A 16,245-nucleotide genomic window follows, 5' to 3' on the forward strand; every position below is an offset into this window, starting at 1 on the left:
TCGGCGGGTCGGCGCTAGATGTTTGAAAACACCTTGAGGGAGCAAGACCATGACTGCACCGATTTCCGTGACATTTGAAGCCACAGAACTGGACCCGATCGCCACCGCCGAAGGCCGTGTGGCGGTGACTGTGGACAGCGAGGGCAAGCTGGATCCGGCGGGCCGCCGCATCAACAAACTGACCCGTGGCGCGCTGGCGCGTCTGGCAGAAGCCGATCTTTTCGCCAAGGCCAAAGCCGGCGATGTGATCTCACTGGCCTTCCCGGTTGGGCTGGCTGCCGAAGCGGTGGACGTTGTGAAACTGTCGCGCCGCCCCTCGGTTGAGGAGGCGCGCAAAGCAGGCACCAGCCTGGCACGGGCCAAAGGTGGCGCGGATCTGCTGCTGGCTGCTGGCAACACCCGCCATGTAGCAGAGATCGGTCTGGGCATCGCGCTGCGCGAATACAGCTTCACCGATCACAAAACGGCCGACAGCGAACCGGGCAAGCCGGCCCGCATCATGTGCACCAAACCCGAAGAGGCCAGCGAAGCCGCAGCCCCGCTGCTGGCGATTGCGGATGGCGTGTTCTTCACCCGCGACCTGACCTCAGAACCGGCAAATGTTTTGACCACCACCGAATTTGCCAACCGTCTGGATTCGCTGAAGGCCATCGGGCTGGAGGTTGAGGTTCTGGAAGAGGACAAGCTGGCAGAACTGGGCATGGGTAGCCTGCTGTGTGTCGGGCAGGGCAGTGACAGCCCATCCAAAGTGGTGGTGATGCAGTGGAACGGTGGTGAAAAAGACGCGGCACCTCTAGCGCTGGTCGGCAAAGGTGTCGTCTTTGATACCGGCGGTATCAGCCTGAAGCCGGCTGGCGGCATGGAAGAAATGACCATGGACATGGGCGGTGCCGGTGTTGTGGCGGGCGCGATGAAATCGCTGGCCCTGCGCAAGGCCAAAGCCAATGTCGTGGGCCTAGTTGGTCTGGTGGAAAACATGCCCTCCGGCAATGCTACCCGCCCCGGCGACGTGGTGACATCCATGAAGGGTGACACCATTGAGGTGATCAACACCGACGCCGAAGGCCGCCTCGTGCTGGCCGATGTACTGTGGTACGCGCAGGAACGTTTCAATCCTGCCGGTGTGATCGATCTGGCGACGCTGACCGGCGCGATCATCATTGGCCTTGGCCATGAAAACGCTGGCGTCTTCTCCAACGACGATGATCTGTGCAAAGGCTTCCTGAAAGCGGCTGAGGCCGAGGGTGAGGGCGCCTGGCGGATGCCGCTGGCTCAGGCCTATGACGATCTGCTGAAATCGCCGATCGCTGACATGAAGAACATCGGCGGGCGCCCGGGCGGCTCCATCACCGCGGCGCAGTTCCTGCAACGTTTCATCAAAGAAGGCACCCCTTGGATCCATCTGGATATCGCCGGTGTGGCCAGCGTGAAGGGCGAAACCCGCTATGCGCCGAAGGGGTCCACCGGTTGGGGCGTTCTGGCGCTGAACCGTTTGGTTTCTGACAAGTTTGAGGGCTAAGCCTTTATGGGTGCTGCATATTTCTATCATCTGACCCGGGCGCCGCTGGACCAAACCCTGCCGATGCTGCTGGAGAAATCCCTGCAGGCGGGGTGGCGTGTGGTGGTGCGCGGGCCGGATGAGGGGCTGATGCATCATCTGGATCTGAAACTGTGGCAGGGGGCCGATGACAGCTTCCTGCCGCATGGCGTGGCTGGCGGTGTGCAGGATGCGCTGCAACCGGTTTTGCTGGGGCCGTCAGTGGCGGCTGCCGACAACGATGCCTCCTGCCTGATGTCCGTCGGCGGCGCGGATGTTTCGGCTGAGGAGGTGCAGGCGCTGGATCGGGTCTGCATCCTGTTTGATGGGCTCGATGAACAGGCGGTGCAGCATGCGCGCACCCAGTGGAAGGCGCTGACTGGCGCAGGCTGCGCGGCGCAATATTGGTCTGAGGAATCGGGCCGATGGGAAAAGAAAGCCGAAGCCGGATAAACAAAAAACGCGCCACACTGAGGCGCGTTTTTCATTTTGAATTCAAGTGCTTGCCATCAAGGGATGATGCGTGTGTATTTCACACCTTCCAGCGTGGCGCCCGCCATCAGGCCTGCCTGACCAAAGATCAGCGCCACAACGGGTGAGGTTGCGGTGGTGGTGTCCGCCCGCAGGTTGCCGCCCTGGTCGTTCAGCGCATATTCCACATCGGCACCGGCTGCCCAGCCCGAGGAATGACGGAACCGCATCAGCGACTCTTCGGTCATGAAGAACAGCACATGCGCAAACTGCTGCGCACCGATCTGCAGGCCAAAGCTGCCTTTGGTCGCCGAATAATAATCTACGGTGATGCCATCGACCCGCAGGGCGCCACGGCCATAGCCGCCACCAAAGCCAAAGCCGGCCTCGGTGATCAGCGGCATCACCAGCTGACCGTTGGACTTCTCAGCCAGATCGCGGGTGTTTGGGTAGCGCGAGTAGAGGTAATTCAGCGTCTTATCAACGCGTGCATCGATTTTGGGGCCGCCGTTGGCGCCGACGCCGTTGCTACAGGCCGCGGTGAGGCCCGCGCCTGCCATGGCCAGGGTAAAGCCACGTCGTGTAAAATTGGTCATTTGATCTGCCCGTTATTGCCTGTTGTCTATGGCCCCGCCAATGGCACGGCCCGCTCACTCCGCCGGGTCTGGTGCCCGGTCGTCTGCCAACCACTATAGAATGTGGCAGCGGCGCTGTCACTTCCCTTTAAGGCTTGTGCAGGGTTTCGGCGACTTTTGGCAGGAACGGCGGGTTAGCTGTTGTTCAAAACCCGCGCGACCTCGGGGGCGAAATAGGTCAAAACCCCGTCACAGCCGGCGCGTTTGAAACACATCAGGCTTTCCAGCATCGCCTTATGACCATCAATCCAGCCGTTCTGTGCGGCGGCCTGGATCATCGCGTATTCGCCTGAGACCTGATAGGCAAAGGTGGGCGCGGCAAAGCGTTCTTTGACACGGCGACAGATGTCCAGATAGGGCATGCCGGGTTTCACCATGACCATATCCGCCCCTTCCGAGAGGTCGCGTTCAATCAGACGCATCGCCTCATCGCTGTTGGCCGGATCCATCTGGTAGCTTTTCTTATCACCCTTCAGGTTGCCGCTGGCACCAACCGCATCGCGGAACGGGCCGTAAAATGCGCTGGCGTATTTGGCCGAATAGGACATCAGCATCACATCTTTGTGGCCGTTTTCCTCCAGCGCTCGACGCATGGCGCCAATCCGGCCATCCATCATGTCTGATGGACCAATGATATCAACCCCGGCCTCCGCCTGGCTAAGCGCCTGTTTGACCAGCGCCTCAACGGTTTCATCGTTTAGGATCTTGCCACCGTCAACAAAGCCGTCATGGCCATCGATGTTGTAGGGGTCCAGCGCCACATCCGACATGATCGCAATCTCAATCCCGGCATCGCGGATCGCCTTGGTGGCGCGGTTTGACAGGTTGGCAGGGTTCCAGGCCTCAGCGCAGTCCTTGGTTTTCAGGCTGGGATCGGTGTAGGGAAACAGGCAGATCACCGGGATGCCCAGATCCGCAGCTTCCCGCGCGGCCTCAACGATTTTGTCAACGGACCGGCGCACAACACCGGGCATTGATGTGACAGGCTCTTCCACACCTTCGCCGTCGCGCACAAAAACCGGCCAGATCAGATCGCCCGTGGTCAGGGTGTTTTCCCGCACCAGATCGCGAACCTGCGCCGATTGACGGAGCCGGCGGAACCGGGTGAGCGGGTAGGGAGCCTGGCCTGCGTAAGACATGCTGCGGGACCTTTCTGATCGTCTGTATGTTCGGTTTGTCGATGACGCACCCGCAGGTCGCGGAAAACGCACCGATTTTTGCCGTCGTTTTGTCATGGGTGGCATGGAATTTCTTGCACCTCAAGGGTAGGAATTGCCGCGCTGTCACAGTATTCAGTCGGAACGAGCGTTTTGGGGCAGAGAATTTGACCTGGTACACCTACCTGAATGAAATGATGGACCTGCGGTCCTTTTCCAATCTGTGGTTCTGGATTGCCCTTGCTGTGATGTGGTCCTCAGCCAGCCATTGGGTGCTGGGCGTGCCCTATGACATGGTGGCCCGCGCCGCCCGTCAGCAGGGGGAGGCCGAGGCGGATCTGGAACGGGTCACCTATAGTTTTGTGGCCCGGCGGCTCTACGTGGCTGAGGTGGCCGGCACATGGTTGGTGGTGCTCAGCAGCTTCGTGCTGACCTCGCTTCTGGTGCTGGGCTGGGGCTATGACATTGAAATTGCGCAGGCGCTTTCCTTGTTGGGCACCCCGATGACCCTGGTTTGGGTGATCTCACAACGCGCCGCCCAGCGCATCGCCCGCGAAGACCAGCGCGGTGCTACCTTGCGCCGCACCCTGACGCGGCTGCGGATCTGGATCCAAGTGATCGGCATGGTGTCGATCTTCGTAACCTCAGTTTGGGGCATCTACACCAATCTGGTGCGCCACCTCGACAATGACTATTTCAAAGCTGAGGCTGTTGAGCCGCTCCAGCCCGCGCAGAAGTGAGCCCACCCATGGCCCAATCCAGCCATAGCCCAAACCAGATCACCACCGGCGGTGCGCCAGAAGGCTATGACGCCCAGCTGATCCTACGTGAGATTGCCAAGGCCGATGGGCCGGTGATCCATGTGGCACGCGATGACAAACGTATGGCTGCAACCGAAGCGGCGCTACGCTTCTTTGCGCCGGATATGCCGGTGCTGCGGTTTCCGGGCTGGGATTGCCTGCCCTATGACCGGGTCAGCCCCAACGCCGATATTTCCGCCGCCCGAATGGCGACGCTGGCCGCGCTGGTCCATGGCGCGCCCAAACAGTTTGTGCTGCTGACGACGATCAGCGCAGCGATGCAGCGGATCCCGGCGCGTGAGGTCTTGAAAGAGGCGGCGTTTACCGCGCGGGTTGACGCACAGGTTGATGAAGAGGCGCTGCGCAACTTCTTGGTTCGGATGGGGTTTTCGCAATCACCCACCGTGATGGAGCCGGGCGATTATGCGATCCGTGGTGGCATCATTGATATCTATCCGCCGGGCGAAGGTGGCCCGGTGCGGCTGGACCTGTTTGGCGATGTGCTTGATGGCGCCCGCCGTTTTGATCCGGTCAGCCAGCGCACCATCGAAAAGCTGGAGGTTGTCGAACTGGCCCCGGTGTCTGAGGTTATTTTGGACGATCCGGCGATCCGACGCTTCCGTCAGAACTACCGCATCGAATTTGGTGCCGCCCGTACCGATGATCCGCTTTATGAAGCGGTCAGCGCCGGGCGCAAAACCCAAGGCATTGAGCATTGGCTGCCGTTCTTTCACGAACGGCTTGAGGTGCTGTTTGACTACCTGCCAGAGGCAACGGTGACGCTGGACGATCAGGTCACGCCCTCGCGCCTCAGCCGGTTTGAAAGCATCGAAGATCAATATGAAACCCGCTGCCATGCCATGGGGCAAAAGGGGCGGTTGGACACCGTCTATAAACCGGTGCCGCCGGGGCTGATGTATCTGGATGATGCGGGATGGGATCAGGCCATCGCAGATCACCGGGTGGTGCAGTTCCACGCGCTGGCGCAGGCTTCTGGCCCCGGGGTGGTCGATGCCGGTGGTCGCATCGGGCGCAACTTCTCCCCCGAGCGTCAGCTGGAAAATGTCAATCTTTTCGAAGCTTTGGCCGACCACATTCGCAGCAAGTTGGAAAAGGGGCCGGTTCTTGTCGCCTCCTACTCCGAAGGCGCGCGGGAGCGGCTAGAGGGGCTGTTGGAAGATGAGGACCTGATCGGTGCCGTGTCGGTGCGCGATGTCAAAGGCATCGGCAAGCACGGGCTGCATCTGGCGGTGTGGCCGCTGGAACACGGGTTTGAAACGCCAGATCTGACGGTGATTTCGGAACAGGATGTGCTGGGCGACCGGCTGATCCGCAAGCCGCAAAAGAAACGCCGGGCGGAAAACTTCCTGACCGAAACCCAGTCGCTGACACCGGGCGATCTGGTGGTGCATGTGGACCACGGGATTGGCCGCTATCAGGGGCTGGAGGTCATTCAGGCTGCGGGCGCAGCGCATGAATGTATCCTGCTGGAATATGCCGAAGCGGCAAAACTGTATCTGCCGGTCGAAAACATCGAGCTGCTGACCAAATACGGCCATGATGAGGGGCTGCTGGATCGCCTTGGCGGCGGCGCGTGGCAGGCGAAAAAGGCCAAGCTGAAAGAGCGTATCCGCGAGATGGCCGATCGTCTGATCCGGGTGGCGGCAGAACGTGAGCTGCGCAAGGCCCCGGTGCTGGAACCGCAGCACCACGCCTGGGAAGCTTTCAGCGCGCGGTTCCCCTATCAGGAAACCGACGATCAGCTGCGAGCCATTGAGGATGTGCTGGGCGATCTGACCTCAGGCCGTCCGATGGACCGTTTGGTCTGTGGCGACGTGGGCTTCGGTAAGACTGAGGTGGCGATGCGCGCCGCGTTTATTGCGGCCATGGCGGGCATGCAGGTGGCCATCGTGGCACCGACAACGCTGCTGGCGCGGCAGCATTACAAAAGCTTCGCCGAACGGTTCCGCGGTTTCCCGCTGGAGGTGCGGCCGCTGTCACGTTTTGTCACTGGCAAGGAGGCCTCGGCCACCCGTGACGGGCTGGCGCGCGGCACCGTGGATGTGGTGGTGGGCACCCATGCGCTGCTGGCCAAAAACATCCGCTTCAAAAACCTTGGTCTGTTGATCATCGATGAAGAACAACACTTTGGCGTGGCTCATAAGGAGCGGCTGAAACAGCTGCGCAGTGACATCCATGTGCTGACCCTGACCGCGACACCGATCCCGCGCACATTGCAGCTGTCCTTGTCCGGCGTTCGGGATCTGTCGATCATCGGCACGCCGCCGGTCGACCGCCTGTCGATCCGCACCTATGTCAGCGAATTTGACGGCGTCACCGTGCGCGAGGCGCTGTTGCGTGAACATTATCGCGGCGGGCAAAGCTTCTACGTGGTGCCGCGTCTGTCGGACCTGCCCGAGATCGAAGAGTTCCTGCGCGAACAGGTGCCTGAGGTCAGCTATATCACCGCCCATGGCCAGATGGCGGCAGGCGAGCTGGATGACCGGATGAATGCCTTCTACGACGGCAAATATGACGTGTTGCTGGCCACAACCATTGTGGAAAGCGGTCTTGATATTCCGACAGCCAACACGATGGTGGTGCATCGCGCCGATATGTTTGGTCTGGCACAGCTCTATCAGATCCGTGGCCGTGTTGGCCGATCCAAGGCCCGCGCCTATGCCTATCTGACCACCAAACCGCGCCAGAAACTGACGGCCACCGCGGAAAAACGTCTGCGCGTGCTTGGCTCACTGGACACGCTGGGCGCGGGTTTCACCCTGGCCTCGCAGGATCTGGACATTCGCGGTGCCGGCAACCTGCTGGGTGAGGAGCAATCCGGCCAGATGCGTGATGTGGGCTATGAGCTGTACCAGTCGATGCTGGAAGAGGCGATTGCCAAGATCAAAGCGGGGGAACTGGAAGGTCTGAACGATGGTGATGACCAATGGGCGCCGCAAATCAACCTTGGTGTGCCGGTGCTGATCCCCGAAGACTACGTGCCGGATCTGGATGTACGCCTGGGATTGTACCGTCGTCTCAGTGGTTTGTCCGGCAAAGTTGAACTGGAAGGTTTCGCGGCCGAGCTGATCGACCGCTTTGGCAAACTGCCAAAAGAGGTCAACACGCTGATGCTGATCGTGCGCATCAAAGAGATGTGCAAAAAGGCCGGCATCGCCAAGCTGGACGGCGGTCCGAAAGGGGCGACCATTCAGTTCCACAACGATAAATTCGCATCCCCCCAAGGGTTGGTCGAATATATTCAGGCGCAAAACGGGCTGGCCAAGGTTAAGGACAACAAGATCGTGGTGCGCCGTGACTGGAAGGCCGACAGCGACAAGATCAAAGGCGCCTTTGGCATCGCCCGCGATCTGGCCGCCAAGGTGATTGAGGAAAAAAAGCGCCTGAAAGCCAGGGCCAAGGGCTGAGGCAGCCGGGGGTGCCTCCGGCGGGAGTATTTGGGGAACATTGAAAAGGCGGCACGCTCACCCAGCGGTCGCCTTTTTTCTTCAAAATGTGGTTTGCGAGGAGTGGGGGTAACGCCGCAACTGGTTCTTCACGCCGGGTCGGGTTCTGATTGGGCTTGAAACCACTGCCACGCATCTTCGGCGATCCTGGGGCCTTTGTCATAGAACCAATGACCGTGCTCCGCGATCAGGTGCAATTCCGTGCGATGACCTGCGCGAGCATAGCGTTTGCCTGCCTCCTGCGCGGAGGTGACGCTGAAAATCTGGTCCCGATCCCCGAGGTATAGGCGCAGCGGTGGCGCCGCAGCGGCATCGCGGATTGAGGAGGCCTGAGGGAAGCCCCCGTGGGTGGCCACCGCGCGCCAGGGGCCGTTGATCTGGTTGGCCAGCGTCAGCGCGACCTGTCCGCCTTGCGAATGGCCAAAGAGGTAGATCTGATCGGGATCAACCTCTCGCGTCTGGCTGATCTGGGCAACCATCTGTTGCAGCGTGTCGTGCTGCAGATCAGAGAGAAATCCCTGCGGATCACGTGTATCGGGTGACACGAGGATAACATCGTGCCGCTGCGCCGTATCCAGCCACATATCCACCACAGACAGCGGCGATCGCCCCGCGCCGGCGAACAGGATCACCAGCGGCGCGGGCGTCGTGCCCTCGGGCAGGTAGGCCTGCCAATGAATCGCACCGGTCCTGCCAGGTTGGCTGGCTGCTATGACTTCACTGCTGGGGGTGTAATCCTGGGTGCGCTGCTGCGCTTGGTGTAACAGCCAAGGCATGCGTCGTGTGCGCGTGATGAATGTATTGGGTGCGGTGACGGTTTGCGCCATGGGCTGCAAAACAAGCTGCGCGTTGGGGGGATATCCTGCTGCACAGCGTCAGGATCTGTCGCTGTAGCCCAGTTGAGTTTCAGCTGCTTCAGCAAGCTCAAAGACGCCAGTTTGTCGCCGAGCTGCGGCCCAGCGAGCGTCAGACCGGTTGCGAAGACATAGACAAACACACAGGCCACCAACCCGCAGACCACACCAGAATAAAACCGCATAATATCCCTGCCCAAAGTCCCTTTTGCTGTCGAATGCACACAGCCTATGGGGGTATTCGGGCGGAAAATATGACGCGGTTTTGCCTGTGCGGTGTCGCTGGAGCTCCTGTGTTTAGGGGGTGTGCGGCAGGGTTGCCAGAAAGGCCTTCACCCGCGGGGCCACCCAATCCTGCAGGGCCGGTGCGCCATGTGCGATTTTGTGGCCGACCTTTTCCAGGAACATCTCATAGGTGACGTTGTAATCCACCCAGGAGCCGCCTGAAGAGGCCAGGTTCTGGTTCGGGGCCTGAAACCGGTCGAGCGATTTGGCAAAGACGGCGTCGGGGCTTTCATTGGCTTCAAACTCCTGCCAGATCGCCAGCATCTCGGCGCCTTGGGCAGCGGGCAACCGGCCAAAGAGTTTTTGAGCCGCTTCCAGCTCCTCCGCCTCTTTGGCGGCAACGTCGTAATCGCCAAAAATAGGCGCATCCCCGGCGTCGATTTCCACCAGGTCATGTAGTAGCAGCATGGTGATCACCCGGTCCAGATTGATCGCATGCGGCGCATGTTCGGCGAGGATAAGCGCGTAAAGCGCCAGGTGCCAGGAATGTTCGGCCGAGTTTTCAAACCGCGACCCGCCGGCGATCCGGGTGGCGCGGTAGACGGGTTTCAGCCGGTCACATTCGTTCAGGAAATCAAGCTGTTGGCTCAGCTCCCCCGCAGGCAGCGCAGTGCCATCAAGGCGGGCGCGCACCTGGGCGAACATGGTCGGCCAATCCTGATGCAGATCTTTGGCGCGCCCCTTGGCAAGGTTGCCCTCAACCACCTCAATATGGTCCGGCAGCGGCGCGGCGGGGTTGGTGGCCTGCAGCATCGGCTGCACGTGATCCATCCGTTTTGCACCCCGTGCGGCAGATGTTACAGCCGCCTCAAACTGATCCCAGAGTGCGCGCATCTCAGTGGATTGATCGGCAGGCAGCAGACCAAACAACCGATCTGCGGCAGCAGCTTCGGCCAGTGCAACGGCGTCGGCATCATGATCCAGATGGATCGGATGATCGCCCGCATCGATTTCCACCAGATCATGCAGCAGGATCATTTTGATTGCGTCAAATCGATCTTCGGCACGCGCCAGTTCGGGGATATCCATGATCAGCGCATAAAGGGCGACGTGCCAGCTGTGTTCGGCCGAGTTTTCGGGCCGGGACAGGTCCTGCAGCGCCGATTGGCGGTCTACCTGTTTCAATTTGCAGGCCTCGGTCAGGAAGGCCATCTGCGCATCAAGTCTTGGGGTCATGTCGCGGTTTTATCCATTGCGGGAGGTAAGCCGCACTCATGGCCAGCAAAGTGCCCACAGGTGCGAGGAGGAAGAGGGTGAAGAGCCCGTCTGTGCCTTTGCGATCGCAGTCATGCTGGCCGCTGATCGGCAGCAACAGGATGAGGGCGAGGGCCACGAAGAGCAGATAGGCGATCAGCAGCGGGCGGCGGGGCCGTCCAAGCCAGTAGGTGGCAAAGACCAGACCGGGGGCGAAGTGCAAGAGGAACAGGTAGGGATCGCCGAAGGGTGGCGTCAGGGTTTCCAGGAGAACCGGCATCAATTCGCCCGGGGCCAGCAGTGACGGCATGGGCGGTCGGATGCCATCTGCATAGGCGAAACAGTGGAACCAGTCGCGTTCCCCCAGCGCCAGCAAGAATGACAGGCCAAAGCCGGTGATCAGGCAAAGAAAAAGGGCCGTTGCGGCCCTCATCCTTTTTGCGCCTTCTGGCTGGCAAGATAGTCTTTCAACTTGTCCTGCAGGAAGCTGCGCGCGCGTTTTTCCGCCAGCCGCACCCGCACGGCCGCCATATAGGCCTCTTGCGTGGTTTGGGATGAGGCGCCCAGTTGTTTGGCCACCTCATCAATCAGACGCTCATCACCGGTGGCCTCAGCCGCCTCGATGGTGTCTTTGGCCAGCGCGTCAGCCAGATCCTCGGTCACGCCCATTAGCGGGTGTTCTCAGTCAGGCGGCGTTTCACATAGTCGGAAACCGACCCAACCATCGTGTCCATGTGCTCGGGCTTTTCAAAGAAGTGGCCCGCACCGTCGATCTGTTCATGGGTGATGGTGATGCCTTTCTGTTCATGCAGCTTGCTGACCAGCGTTTCGGTGTCCGAGGGCGGCGCGACGCGGTCGGCGCTGCCGTTGATGATCAGACCCGAGGAGGGGCAGGGTGCCAGGAACGAGAAGTCATACATGTTGGCCGGCGGCGCCACCGAGATGAAGCCGGTGATTTCCGGGCGGCGCATCAGCAGCTGCATGCCGATCCAGGCACCAAAGCTGAAGCCTGCGACCCAGCAATGTTTCGAGTTCGAGTTCATCGACTGCAGGTAATCCAGCGCCGAGGCGGCATCAGACAATTCGCCCACACCCTGATCATATTCACCCTGACTGCGGCCAACCCCACGGAAGTTGAAGCGCAAAACGGTGAAGCCCATGTTGTAAAAGGCGTAGTGCAGGTTATAGACAACTTTGTTGTTCATGGTCCCGCCGAATTGCGGGTGCGGATGCAGGATGATGGCGATGGGTGCGTCGCGGTCTTTCTGCGGGTGATAACGGCCTTCTAGGCGGCCTTCCGGACCGGGAAAAATGACCTCGGGCATGTGTCGCCTGTCTCCTTTACGTCTGTGCTGCGGGTTATTCTTGACGAATTCCCTCATACACTTTAGAACAATTCTAAACTACCGCCCCTTGCACCGGGCGGGTGCAAGCGAGATAAGCCCTGCAAGCCTTATCGTCAATCTTGTTCGCAAGGGAAGAGAGCTGTGAAATTAAGTACTAAAGGCCGTTATGCCATGGTAGCGCTTGCAGATATCGCTCTGCAGCCTGAAGGGGAATTGGTTTCCCTTGGTGAAATTTCAAAACGCCAGGATATTTCGCTGCCCTATTTGGAGCAGCTGTTTGTGAAACTGCGCCGTGCCGGGTTGGTCGAATCGGTGCGTGGACCGGGGGGCGGATACCGTCTGGCCAAGACCACCCATGAGATCCGTGTGGTGGATGTTCTGGCCGCGGTCGATGAGACCGTAGATGCCATGCACAAAGGGGCAGGGGCATCCGGTGCCCTGTCGGGATCTAAGGCGCAATCGGTGACCAATCGCCTGTGGCAGAGCTTGTCAGCGCATGTCTATGTCTTCCTGCATCAGGCGCGCCTGTCGGATGTGATCACCAATGGTCTGGCACCCTGTCCTGCGGTGCCAGATCTCTTTGCTGTGGTGGATGAAGAGTAACCTGAGATGAAACGCGTCTATCTGGACCATAATGCCACAACGCCCCTGCGGTCTGAGGCACGCGAGGCAATGATTGCGGCGATGGAGATCGCGGGCAATCCTTCCTCGGTGCATTCCGAGGGGCGCGCCGCCAAATCGCTGGTGGAAAAGGCGCGGGCACAGGTGGCGTCGGCCCTTGGGGCGGATGGCGCGGATGTGGTCTTTACCTCCTCCGCAACAGAGGCGGCTGCGCTGTTTTGTGCGGCGCAAAAGCTGCAGGGCGCAGATGTCGAACATGACGCGGTGGGCGCTTGGATCGATCCCAGCCTCAGCGTTGATGAAAACGGTCTGGTGACCGTCACCGATCCGGGCCACAGCACATTGCAGCTGGCCAATTCGGAAACCGGTGTGATCCAGACCCTGCCGGAAGGGCTGGCGCTCAGCGATATGACGCAAGCCTTTGGCAAGCTGCCACTGGCCTTCAACTGGTCCGGCTGCACGGCCGCACTGATTTCGGCCCATAAGCTGGGCGGCCCCAAAGGCATTGGCGCGCTGGTGATCAAACGCGGCACCGATGTTGCGGCGCAATTGAAGGGTGGCGGTCAGGAAATGGGGCGTCGCGCCGGCACAGAAAACACCATCGGCATTGCCGGTTTTGGCGCCGCGGCTGAGGCTGCTGCGCGGGATCTGGCGGACGGTGCCTGGGATAAGGTGGCGCAGATCCGCGATCGCATGGAAGCCGCCATTGCAGAGGCCGCACCGGATACTATTTTTGTAGGGCAGCGTGCAAACCGCCTGACCAACACCAGCTGCTTTGCCACCCCCGGCTGGAAGGGGGAAACACAGGTGATGCAAATGGATCTGGCGGGCTTTGCCATCAGCGCAGGATCCGCCTGCAGCTCGGGCAAGGTGCGCGCCAGCAAGGTTTTGACCGCAATGGGCTATGGCGAAGATGTGGCCAGCTCTGCCATCCGGGTTTCCCTGGGGTTGGAGACGGCTGAAGAGGATGTGATGCGCTTCGTGGACACGTGGCTGCAGAAACGAAAGAAATTCCACGCCCGCGCGGCGTGACGAAGGACGCGAACAGGAGAAGACAGATGGCTGCTTTGGACAATCCCACCGGGATGGATCAGGTGAAGGAAGGCGTTGACCAGGAAACGGTTGACGCTGTTCGCGAGGTCGGTGGCAAATATAAATACGGCTGGGAAACCGAGATCGAGATGGAATACGCCCCGAAAGGGCTGAACACCGATATCGTCAAGCTGATTTCCGACAAGAACGATGAGCCTGAGTGGATGACCGAATGGCGTCTGCAGGCGTTTGAGCGCTGGGGCAAAATGGAAGAGCCCAAATGGGCGATGGTGAACTACCCTGAGATCGATTTTCAGGATCAGTATTACTATGCCCGCCCCAAGAGCATGGAAGAAAAGCCCAAGTCGCTGGACGAAGTGGACCCCAAGCTGCTGGAAACCTATTCCAAGCTGGGCATCCCGCTGAAGGAACAGATGATCCTTGCCGGTGTTGAAGGCGCTGAGGATGCGCCGGCTGAAGGTCGCAAAGTGGCAGTGGACGCGGTGTTTGACTCGGTCTCGGTTGGCACCACCTTCCAAGCGGAACTGGAAAAGGCTGGTGTGATTTTCTGCTCGATCTCCGAAGCGATCAAAAAGCACCCCGAGCTGGTCAAGAAATACCTCGGCACCGTGGTTCCAGTGACTGATAACTTCTACGCCACGCTGAACTCGGCCGTGTTCTCGGATGGCTCGTTTGTTTACGTACCGCCGGGCGTGCGCTGCCCGATGGAACTGTCGACCTATTTCCGCATCAACGCAGAAAACACCGGTCAGTTCGAACGCACGCTGATCATCGCTGACAAAGGTTCCTACGTTTCCTACCTCGAAGGCTGTACCGCCCCGCAGCGGGACACTGCGCAGCTGCACGCCGCTGTGGTGGAAATCATCGTGGAAGAAGACGCTGAGGTGAAATACTCCACCGTTCAGAACTGGTTCCCCGGTGACGAAGAGGGCAAAGGCGGCATCTACAACTTCGTGACCAAACGTGCTGACTGCCGCGGTGACCGCTCCAAGGTGATGTGGACCCAGGTGGAAACGGGCTCGGCCGTGACCTGGAAATACCCGTCCTGCATCCTGCGCGGCGATGACAGCCAGGGCGAATTCTACTCGATCGCCATTGCCAACAACATGCAGCAGGCCGACACCGGCACCAAAATGGTGCACCTGGGCAAGAACACCAAGTCGCGGATCGTGTCCAAAGGTATCTCGGCCGGTAAGGCACAGAACACCTACCGTGGTCTGGTCTCCATGCACCCGAAAGCCAAAGAAGGCCGTAACTACACCCAGTGTGACAGCCTGCTGATCGGTGACAAATGTGGCGCCCACACGGTGCCGTACATTGAGGTCAAGAACAACTCGGCCCGGGTTGAACACGAAGCGACCACCTCCAAGGTGGATGACGAACAGCTGTTCTACTGCCGCCAGCGCGGCATGGACGAAGAAGAGGCTGTGGCGCTGGTTGTGAACGGCTTCTGTAAAGAGGTGCTGCAAGCCCTGCCGATGGAGTTTGCGATGGAAGCCCAGCAACTGGTCGCCATCTCGCTGGAAGGCTCTGTGGGGTAAGAAAGTGGCGGCCACGGCGGAGCAAATAGAGGTATTGGTTCGACATCATAACCATGTCGAATACAAACTAGCGAAGCGCGCCATCGTGTTTCTGCTGCCTTTGTTCGGCACCGTCGGAGCGGGCTTGCTCGGGACGTTAGGGCTGGACGTTATTGATCCATTTTCGTGGTTCATGGGCGTCATTGTCTCTATCGGCATTGGCTTTTGGGGAACTCGGCGGCTTCGGATGGCCAAGAAAGTGCATGCTGTCGAGATACAAGAAGCGATTGAGCGACTAAGAGCGGAGGCCGAAAAATGATTGCCCTGATCCCTGCCATGCTAACCGGCCTGTTCTGTGCTGTATTCGCCTTTGTTGCCAATGCGGTGCTGAGCATGACGGGCATGTGGGCGGGCATCGGCTTGGCCTTCATCTCGGGCTTCTGCGGGTCGATGTTTGCGCATTACGTGCTGCGTAAAGGTGGCAAATGACCGAAAAAGCCACGCAACGTTCCTATGGGCTGTCGGCAGATCAGGACAATCGCGAATTTGCGGCGGTCTATCTGGCCCGGTTTGAGGCGCTCTATCAGGCGCCGATCACCTGGCGGCGGCCCGAGGGCAATGAGCGGGCGAAATACGTGGCACTGGCGCGGCATCTGGGCCGCAATGTGCTGGCGGTGGGGCAGTATGAACAGGACCATTGCCTGGTGCTGGACAGTGATTGGTCGGGGTTTCCCGATCCGGCGGAATTTCTGTTTCTGGCGGATCCGGACATCACCTCGTTCTTCCTGACCGCAAAGAAACCCAAGCCAACCGGCTTTCAGGCGGTGGGCTTTTTCGAAGACTGGCCGACGGCCAACTGGGGGCCGGACCCGGCCCGCGTAGCAACGACTGAGATCACGGACTGAGGAAAGAACATGATCGTCACCACCACCAATGCGGTCGAAGGCCGTAAGATCGTGGATTATCGCGGCATTGTTGTCGGCGAGGCCATCGTCGGCGCCAACATTGTGCGGGATTTCTTTGCCGGTATCACTGATATCGTCGGCGGCCGTTCCGGCGCTTATGAAAGCAAGCTGCAGGACGCCCGCGACACCGCATTGCGTGAGCTGGAAGAGCGCGCCGCCACCAAAGGCGCCAGCGCCGTGGTCGGTGTAGATCTGGATTATGAGGTGATTGGCGACAGCATGTTGATGGTGTCGGCCTCCGGCACGGCTGTGGTGCTGGATTAACTGAACTGAGGTGCGCGCCGCCGCGCGACACCGTGAAATGATGCGTCCCAAGGGACGCCCCGAAGATAGGAAAAGG

Annotated in this window: 18 protein-coding genes; 11 read left to right on the forward strand and 7 right to left on the reverse strand. The window is 60.0% G+C overall.

What is annotated here, in order from left to right; genetic code table 11:
• Positions 1 to 49: 49 nt before the first annotated feature.
• A complete protein-coding gene (locus ACORLH_RS10825) occupies positions 50 to 1,519 on the forward strand; it encodes a leucyl aminopeptidase (protein WP_321832681.1) in 1,470 nt (489 codons plus the stop codon).
• 6 nt (positions 1,520 to 1,525) lie between these two features.
• Entirely contained in the window at positions 1,526 to 1,990 is a 465-nt protein-coding gene (locus ACORLH_RS10830; protein WP_321832682.1) for a DNA polymerase III subunit chi, read from the forward strand.
• Positions 1,991 to 2,046: 56 nt separating this feature from the next.
• On the opposite strand, the gene ACORLH_RS10835 is transcribed toward ACORLH_RS10830, so the two are convergent.
• Complete coding sequence (locus ACORLH_RS10835) at positions 2,047 to 2,604, reverse strand: YSC84-related protein (RefSeq protein WP_058241984.1); 558 nt, start codon at positions 2,602 to 2,604, stop codon at positions 2,047 to 2,049.
• A gap of 173 nt (positions 2,605 to 2,777) precedes the next feature.
• Positions 2,778 to 3,782: a porphobilinogen synthase gene (gene hemB / locus ACORLH_RS10840; RefSeq protein WP_321832683.1), complete on the reverse strand. Its 1,005-nt coding sequence runs from the start codon at positions 3,780 to 3,782 to the stop codon at positions 2,778 to 2,780.
• A gap of 185 nt (positions 3,783 to 3,967) precedes the next feature.
• Between hemB and ACORLH_RS10845 the strand changes: the two genes are divergently transcribed.
• Together ACORLH_RS10845 and mfd are read left to right on the forward strand one after the other, a co-directional pair.
• The gene (locus ACORLH_RS10845; RefSeq protein ID WP_321832684.1) at positions 3,968 to 4,540 is read left to right on the forward strand and encodes a component of SufBCD complex; all 573 of its coding nucleotides are present in this window, start codon (positions 3,968 to 3,970) and stop codon (positions 4,538 to 4,540) included.
• Between the two features lie 8 nt (positions 4,541 to 4,548).
• A complete protein-coding gene (gene mfd / locus ACORLH_RS10850; protein ID WP_321832685.1) occupies positions 4,549 to 8,028 on the forward strand; it encodes a transcription-repair coupling factor in 3,480 nt (1,159 codons plus the stop codon).
• A gap of 128 nt (positions 8,029 to 8,156) precedes the next feature.
• On the opposite strand, the gene ACORLH_RS10855 is transcribed toward mfd, so the two are convergent.
• From ACORLH_RS10855 to ACORLH_RS10875, 5 genes are all read right to left on the reverse strand, one after another.
• Positions 8,157 to 8,894 (reverse strand): alpha/beta hydrolase family protein, encoded by a 738-nt coding sequence (locus ACORLH_RS10855; protein ID WP_321832686.1) that lies wholly within the window; start codon positions 8,892 to 8,894, stop codon positions 8,157 to 8,159.
• A 324-nt stretch (positions 8,895 to 9,218) separates the two neighbouring features.
• On the reverse strand, positions 9,219 to 10,382 hold the full coding sequence (locus ACORLH_RS10860) for an HD domain-containing protein (protein ID WP_321832687.1): 1,164 nt from the start codon (positions 10,380 to 10,382) through the stop codon (positions 9,219 to 9,221).
• Positions 10,366 to 10,833, reverse strand: a complete 468-nt coding sequence (locus ACORLH_RS10865; RefSeq protein ID WP_321832688.1) for a hypothetical protein — start codon at positions 10,831 to 10,833, stop codon at positions 10,366 to 10,368. Before ACORLH_RS10865 ends, ACORLH_RS10860 begins: the two co-directional genes overlap by 17 nt.
• The gene (locus tag ACORLH_RS10870) at positions 10,830 to 11,069 is read right to left on the reverse strand and encodes a hypothetical protein (protein WP_321832689.1); all 240 of its coding nucleotides are present in this window, start codon (positions 11,067 to 11,069) and stop codon (positions 10,830 to 10,832) included. The genes ACORLH_RS10865 and ACORLH_RS10870 overlap by 4 nt, the downstream gene beginning before the upstream one ends.
• Positions 11,069 to 11,725 carry an alpha/beta hydrolase gene (locus tag ACORLH_RS10875; protein WP_321832690.1) on the reverse strand — a complete coding sequence of 219 codons (657 nt, stop codon included), beginning with the start codon at positions 11,723 to 11,725 and terminating at the stop codon, positions 11,069 to 11,071. The genes ACORLH_RS10870 and ACORLH_RS10875 overlap by 1 nt, the downstream gene beginning before the upstream one ends.
• A 162-nt stretch (positions 11,726 to 11,887) precedes the next feature.
• Between ACORLH_RS10875 and ACORLH_RS10880 the strand changes: the two genes are divergently transcribed.
• Genes ACORLH_RS10880 through ACORLH_RS10910 form a run of 7 tightly spaced genes read left to right on the forward strand, consistent with a single transcriptional unit; the run spans position 11,888 to position 16,169 of the window.
• Entirely contained in the window at positions 11,888 to 12,349 is a 462-nt protein-coding gene (locus ACORLH_RS10880) for an Rrf2 family transcriptional regulator (protein ID WP_321832691.1), read from the forward strand.
• A gap of 6 nt (positions 12,350 to 12,355) precedes the next feature.
• Complete coding sequence (locus tag ACORLH_RS10885) at positions 12,356 to 13,399, forward strand: cysteine desulfurase family protein (protein ID WP_321832692.1); 1,044 nt, start codon at positions 12,356 to 12,358, stop codon at positions 13,397 to 13,399.
• A gap of 26 nt (positions 13,400 to 13,425) precedes the next feature.
• The gene (gene sufB, locus ACORLH_RS10890) at positions 13,426 to 14,961 is read left to right on the forward strand and encodes a Fe-S cluster assembly protein SufB (RefSeq protein WP_321832693.1); all 1,536 of its coding nucleotides are present in this window, start codon (positions 13,426 to 13,428) and stop codon (positions 14,959 to 14,961) included.
• A gap of 4 nt (positions 14,962 to 14,965) precedes the next feature.
• Positions 14,966 to 15,259: a hypothetical protein gene (locus ACORLH_RS10895; protein ID WP_321832694.1), complete on the forward strand. Its 294-nt coding sequence runs from the start codon at positions 14,966 to 14,968 to the stop codon at positions 15,257 to 15,259.
• A complete protein-coding gene (locus ACORLH_RS10900) occupies positions 15,256 to 15,429 on the forward strand; it encodes a hypothetical protein (protein WP_321832695.1) in 174 nt (57 codons plus the stop codon). Before ACORLH_RS10895 ends, ACORLH_RS10900 begins: the two co-directional genes overlap by 4 nt.
• A complete protein-coding gene (locus tag ACORLH_RS10905) occupies positions 15,426 to 15,845 on the forward strand; it encodes a hypothetical protein (RefSeq protein ID WP_321832696.1) in 420 nt (139 codons plus the stop codon). The genes ACORLH_RS10900 and ACORLH_RS10905 overlap by 4 nt, the downstream gene beginning before the upstream one ends.
• 9 nt (positions 15,846 to 15,854) lie before the next feature.
• On the forward strand, positions 15,855 to 16,169 hold the full coding sequence (locus ACORLH_RS10910; RefSeq protein WP_058241996.1) for a heavy metal-binding domain-containing protein: 315 nt from the start codon (positions 15,855 to 15,857) through the stop codon (positions 16,167 to 16,169).
• The last annotated feature ends 76 nt before the right edge of the window (positions 16,170 to 16,245 follow it).

Source organism: Thalassovita sp. (assembly GCF_963691685.1).
Taxonomy (GTDB): Bacteria; Pseudomonadota; Alphaproteobacteria; order Rhodobacterales; family Rhodobacteraceae; genus Thalassobius.